At 71.9% G+C, this 4,938-nt stretch carries 5 protein-coding genes; all 5 read right to left on the reverse strand.

Annotation, left to right across the window (positions count from 1 at the left end; translation table 11 throughout):
- Positions 1-67: 67 nt before the first annotated feature.
- Positions 68-1,117, reverse strand: a complete 1,050-nt coding sequence (locus ACFWE2_RS24440; RefSeq protein ID WP_377226804.1) for an ABC transporter substrate-binding protein — start codon at positions 1,115-1,117, stop codon at positions 68-70.
- Positions 1,118-1,233: 116 nt separating this feature from the next.
- Positions 1,234-2,028, reverse strand: coding sequence for an ABC transporter ATP-binding protein (locus ACFWE2_RS24445; RefSeq protein WP_377226805.1), 795 nt, complete (start codon positions 2,026-2,028; stop codon positions 1,234-1,236).
- Positions 2,025-3,071, reverse strand: coding sequence for a FecCD family ABC transporter permease (locus tag ACFWE2_RS24450; RefSeq protein ID WP_377226806.1), 1,047 nt, complete (start codon positions 3,069-3,071; stop codon positions 2,025-2,027). The genes ACFWE2_RS24445 and ACFWE2_RS24450 overlap by 4 nt, the downstream gene beginning before the upstream one ends.
- Positions 3,071-4,117, reverse strand: a complete 1,047-nt coding sequence (locus tag ACFWE2_RS24455; RefSeq protein WP_377226807.1) for a FecCD family ABC transporter permease — start codon at positions 4,115-4,117, stop codon at positions 3,071-3,073. The genes ACFWE2_RS24450 and ACFWE2_RS24455 overlap by 1 nt, the downstream gene beginning before the upstream one ends.
- A gap of 56 nt (positions 4,118-4,173) precedes the next feature.
- Complete coding sequence (locus tag ACFWE2_RS24460) at positions 4,174-4,740, reverse strand: hypothetical protein (RefSeq protein WP_377226808.1); 567 nt, start codon at positions 4,738-4,740, stop codon at positions 4,174-4,176.
- Positions 4,741-4,938 lie beyond the last annotated feature (198 nt).

Raw genomic sequence — 4,938 nt, forward strand, 5'->3', positions numbered from 1 at the left:
GCTCTGAGTAGATGATGTCTACTCAGAGCAACCGACCCCGAATTCGTAGGCTTGCCCCGCGAGCGTGTTACTTGCTCAGCGTCTCCGCCAGGGAGTCGATCAGCTTCGGCATGCCCTCCGGGTACTCGACCGAGAGGGCCGTGGGCGGCGAGACCGCAGAGACGGCGACCGTGCCGACCTGCTGGGCCACCATGCCGTTCTTGACGGCGGGCAGGGCCTGCAGCTCCTTCTTGTCGGGGAGCGCCGCGGCCTCCTCCTCGGTGTACGTGTAGGCGACGACGAGGTCCGAGTCGAGCTTGTCGAGCTCCTCGTACGACAGGGTGTAGAAGAACGAGCCGTCGTCCGGCGCGAGCTCCTCGACGGCCGGGGCGGTCTCGAAGCCGAGGCCCTCCAGGAATCCGGCGCGCGGGTCGCCGGCGCGGTACACGTAGATCAGGCCCTCGTCGGGCGAGTCCACGATCGCGGCGACCGTCTTGCCCGCGAACTCGGGGTGCGCCTCGGCCTGCTCGGCCAGGTAGGTGTTGATCTCCTCGACCTTGGCCTCGCCGGCGGCGCTACGGCCCAGTGCGGCGTCCGTCGCGGTGATGATCTGGTCCCACGGCGTCTGCCAGGCCGTCTCCGGGTAGGCGACGGTCGGGGCGATCTCGCTGAGCAGGTCGTACTGCTCCTGCGTGATGCCGGAGTAGGTGGCGATGATGACGTCGGGCTCGACGGCCGCGAACTCCTCGTAGGGCACCGACGCGCCGGCCTCGGCGTCGGTCAGCACGGTCGGCTTGTCGATGCCCGCCTCGTCGTAGGCCTCCTCGACCCACGGCAGGAGGTTGCCCTCGCCGACGGTCCAGGTCTGCTCGGCGACGGCGACCGGGTAGACGCCCGCGGCGATCGCTGCCTCGGTCGATCCCCAGCCCCACGTGGCGACACGGACGGGCGCCTCGTCGATGGTGGTCTCGCCGAAGGCGTGCTCGATGGTCAGGGGGAACTCGTCGGTCGCGCCGGAAGCGTCGGCAGACGGCGTCGCGCCGTCCGCGGCAGGGGCTTCGGACGCGCAGCCCGACAGGGCGAGGGCGGACGCGGCGACAATGCCGACGGCCGCCGCGAGGGAACGGCGAGGGCGCACGGTTACTCCTGGGGGTTCAGGCGAACGACCGGCGGATGCCGGTCGAGATGAGGTAACCCTAACTACATTAGGTAACGACGATGTTGCGAAATTGGGGAGCCCTGTAGTGAGGTGCGTTACGCCCCGGCGTGGTAGCGGCCGACCGGGACGACGAGCGGCGAGCCCGCCACGGGGTCGGGCACCACCTGGGCGCGCAGCCCGAACGCCTCGTTCACCACGTCCTGGGTCAGCACGTCCGACGGCGCGCCCTCCGCGACGATCCGCCCGGCCGACATCACGACCAGGTGGTCGGCGTAGCGCGCGGCGAGGTTGAGCTCGTGCAGCACCATCGCGACGGTGGTGCCTCGCTCGCGGTTCAGCTCCGTGAGCAGGTCCAGCAGGTCGAGCTGATGGCGCACGTCGAGGAACGTGGTCGGCTCGTCGAGCAGCACGATGTCGGTCTGCTGGGCGAGGACCATGGCGATCCACACGCGCTGACGCTGGCCGCCCGACAGCTCGTCGACGGGCCGGTCCGCGAGCTCCGCGACGCCGGTGGACTCCAGCGCGGTCATGACAACGGCGTCGTCGTCGGACGAGTGGCGGCCGAACCAGCCCTGGTGCGGGTAGCGGCCGCGGCTGACGAGCTCGGCGACGCGGACGCCGTCGGGCGCGATGGACGACTGCGGCAGCATGCCGACCTTGCGGGCCAGCTCCTTGCGGGGCATCGTCGTGATGTCGGCGCCGTCGAGCGTGATCCGGCCGCCATCGAGCGGGTGCAGCCGCGCGAGGCCGCGCAGCAGCGTGGACTTGCCACAGGCGTTCGGCCCGACGACGGCGGTGATCTTGCCGTCGGGCAGTGTCAGGTCGAGGCCCTCGATGACACGTAGGCCCTCGTAGCCCAGGCTGACACCTTCGGCGCGCAGGTTGGTCATCGGCTCCTCTTCTCGTTCGTGGCGAGCAGCCACAGCAGGTAGGGGGCGCCCACGAGCCCCGTGACGATGCCGACCGGGGCGGCCACGCCGAGCAGCGCGTGCTGCCCGACGACGTCCGCCACCAGGGTCAGGGCCGCGCCGGTGACGGTGGACGCGACCAGCGCGGCACCCCCGTCGTTCACGAGTCGGCGGGCGATGGCGGGGGCGACAAGGGCGACAAAGGCGATGGGGCCGGCGGCACTGGTGGCGAGGGCGACGAGCGCGACCGCGAGCAGCAGCGTGCCGACCCGGGCGGCGTCCACGTGCACGCCGAGGGCGCGCGCGTTGTCGTCCCCGAGCGAGAGCGGCCCCTGGGTCCGGGCGACGAGCGCGACCGCGATCGCGAGCACGAGCGTGCCCGCGGCGACGAGCGAGAGCTGTTCGCCGCGGATGTCGGACACGGAGCCGACCGTCCAGATGAGCACACCCGCGGCCTCGTTCTCCTCCGCGCGGGCCATCGCCCAGGCGACCAGCGACGAGCACAGGTACGCGAACCCGACGCCGACCAGCACGAACCGGATCGAGTGCAGTCCCTTGCGCCAGGCCAGCAGCCAGATCGCGAGGGCGACGAGGCCGGCGCCCGCGAAGGCCATGCCGGACAGCGCGACCCCGCTCATGCCCAGCGCGAGCAGGCCGGTCACCGCCCCGAGGCTCGCCCCGCTGGAGATCCCGAGGATGTCGGGCGAGGCCAGCGGGTTGCGCAGGGTCGACTGGAACAGCGCGCCCGCCAGCCCGAAGGCTGCGCCGACCACCACCGCTGCCTCGATGCGGGGCAGGCGCAGCTTCTGGATGATGAAGACGTCGCCCTTGTCGCCCAGCCCGACGGCGCCGGCGATCGCCTGGCCAGGGGTCAGCCCGGCGGCGCCGATCAGCAGGGCGCCGGTCCCGGCGACGAGCACCAGGAGGGCCATCCCGGCCACGACGAGGACCTGCCTGCGGCGCCGGACGGCGCGCAGGCCGGCGACGGTAGCGGTGAGAGCCGTGTCGACGGTGTCGGTGGTCATCAGGCTCCCACCACGTTCCTGCTCCGGGCGACGGCGATCAGCACCGGCGCACCCAGGAGCGCGGCGACGACGCCGGCCTCGAGCTCCGACCGGGGCAGGATCAGCCGTCCGAGGACGTCGGCGGCCAGCAGCATCACGGGGCCGAGGAGGGCGCCGATCGCCATGACCCAGCGGTAGTCGGTGCCGACGAGCCGGCGCGCCGCGTGCGGGACCACGAGGCCCACCAGCGCGATGGGCCCGGCGAGCGACGTCGCGGTACCGGCGAGCAGCACGATCGCGATCGCGGACAGGGTGCGCGTGGTGCCAACCCGCTGGCCGAGCGCGGTCGCGACGTCGTCGCCGAGGGCCAGCATGTTGAGCCGGTGGGCGAGCACGGCGGCGAGGACCACGCCGACCACGATGAACGGCCACAGCCAGAGCACCGTGTCCAGGCCGCGTCCGGTCAGGGAGCCGACGGACCAGAACCGGTACAGGTTGAACGCCTGCTGATCGCGCAGGAGCACGAGCGTGATGAGGGGCGTGATGAGCGCCGTCACGGCCGCGCCGACCAGTACGAGCCGCACGGGCTGGCCGCGCCCCACCGAGAACACGATCGTGGCGGCGGCCGCGGCGCCGAGGAACGCGAACCACACGTAGCCGATCGGTGAGGTGATGCCGAAGAGCCAGACCGCGCAGACCACCGCGAGCGACGCGCCCGAGTTCAGGCCCAGCAGGCCGGGATCCGCTATCGGGTTCCGCGTGACGCCCTGGATCAGGGTGCCCGCGGTGCCGAGCGCGATCCCGGCCGCCAGACCGACGACGGTGCGCGGCAGCCGCTGGTCCAGGACCACGTCGTGGTCCACGAACCCGGCGACCGGCGCCGTCAGTGCCCGCCAGACCTCCACGGGGTTGATGTCGCGGACGCCGAGCGCGAGGCTCGCGAGGACGACGAGCAGCAGGGCGACGAGCGCCGTCGCCAGCGCGAGCGTCCTGCGGCGGGCACGGTGAGCCACGGCTTCCGCACCCTCACGGCGTCCCGCGGGCGCTGCCGCAGGTGAGGTAAGCATTGCCTAAGCATTCCACAATGCCTGGGATGGTCGGTACGTGCCCATCCCGGCGGAGGTCAGGCGTAGGACTCGCAGCCCCAGCCGTCCTGGTCGTTCCCGTCGAGCCCGTGGTAGTCGTTCGTTCCCACCCAGACCTTCTGGCGGACGTCGTCGCAGTCGAGGTCGGGGTTGGTGGGCGAGACGGGGCACTGCCACCGGCCCTCGGCGTAGACGCAGACGGAGTCGGTCGCCCGGGCGGGCTGGAAGCGGACGTTGCCCGCGTACTTCACGATCCACGTGCCCGAACGGGTCGCGGCGAACTTGTGCGTGTAGCCGCCGGTGCTGGTGGTACGGACCGAGCCGACCTTGCTCATGCCGACCGAGCCGGCCGGGTCGAAGTAGATCGCCATGACCTGGTCGGTGAGCGGGTACCACTGCCCGCCTCGCTGCACCTCGAGGGTTCCCGTGACGGTGACCGGCTTTCGCCTGGCCACCGGTTCGGGCTTGGCGTTGGTCGTGAGGTCGGTCGCGTAGGCGGCCTGGAGGGCGGGCGCGGGAGCCGCGTGCGCGGGCACGGCTGCCGCAAGGGCCAGTGCGACGGCGCTCGCGGCGGCGGCGATGATTCGGCGGATGATGGGGATCAACCTCTTCCGGGTCCTGGGGCACCCTGGGCGGGGCCCGCTACGACTACCAGAGCCCCGCCGCCGCACAATCTGATTCGATCCCCTGTGACCTCACCCGGGTGAGGTCACCGGTTCGGCATGCCTGCTGGGCTGGGACCTCGGGGGAGAACGTACGTCTGCGGGGTGGGTTGCTCTGAGTAGACGTTGTCTACTCAGAGC

It is taken from the genome of Promicromonospora sp. NPDC060271 (assembly GCF_042726755.1).
In the GTDB taxonomy this organism is placed as follows: Bacteria; Actinomycetota; Actinomycetes; order Actinomycetales; family Cellulomonadaceae; genus Promicromonospora.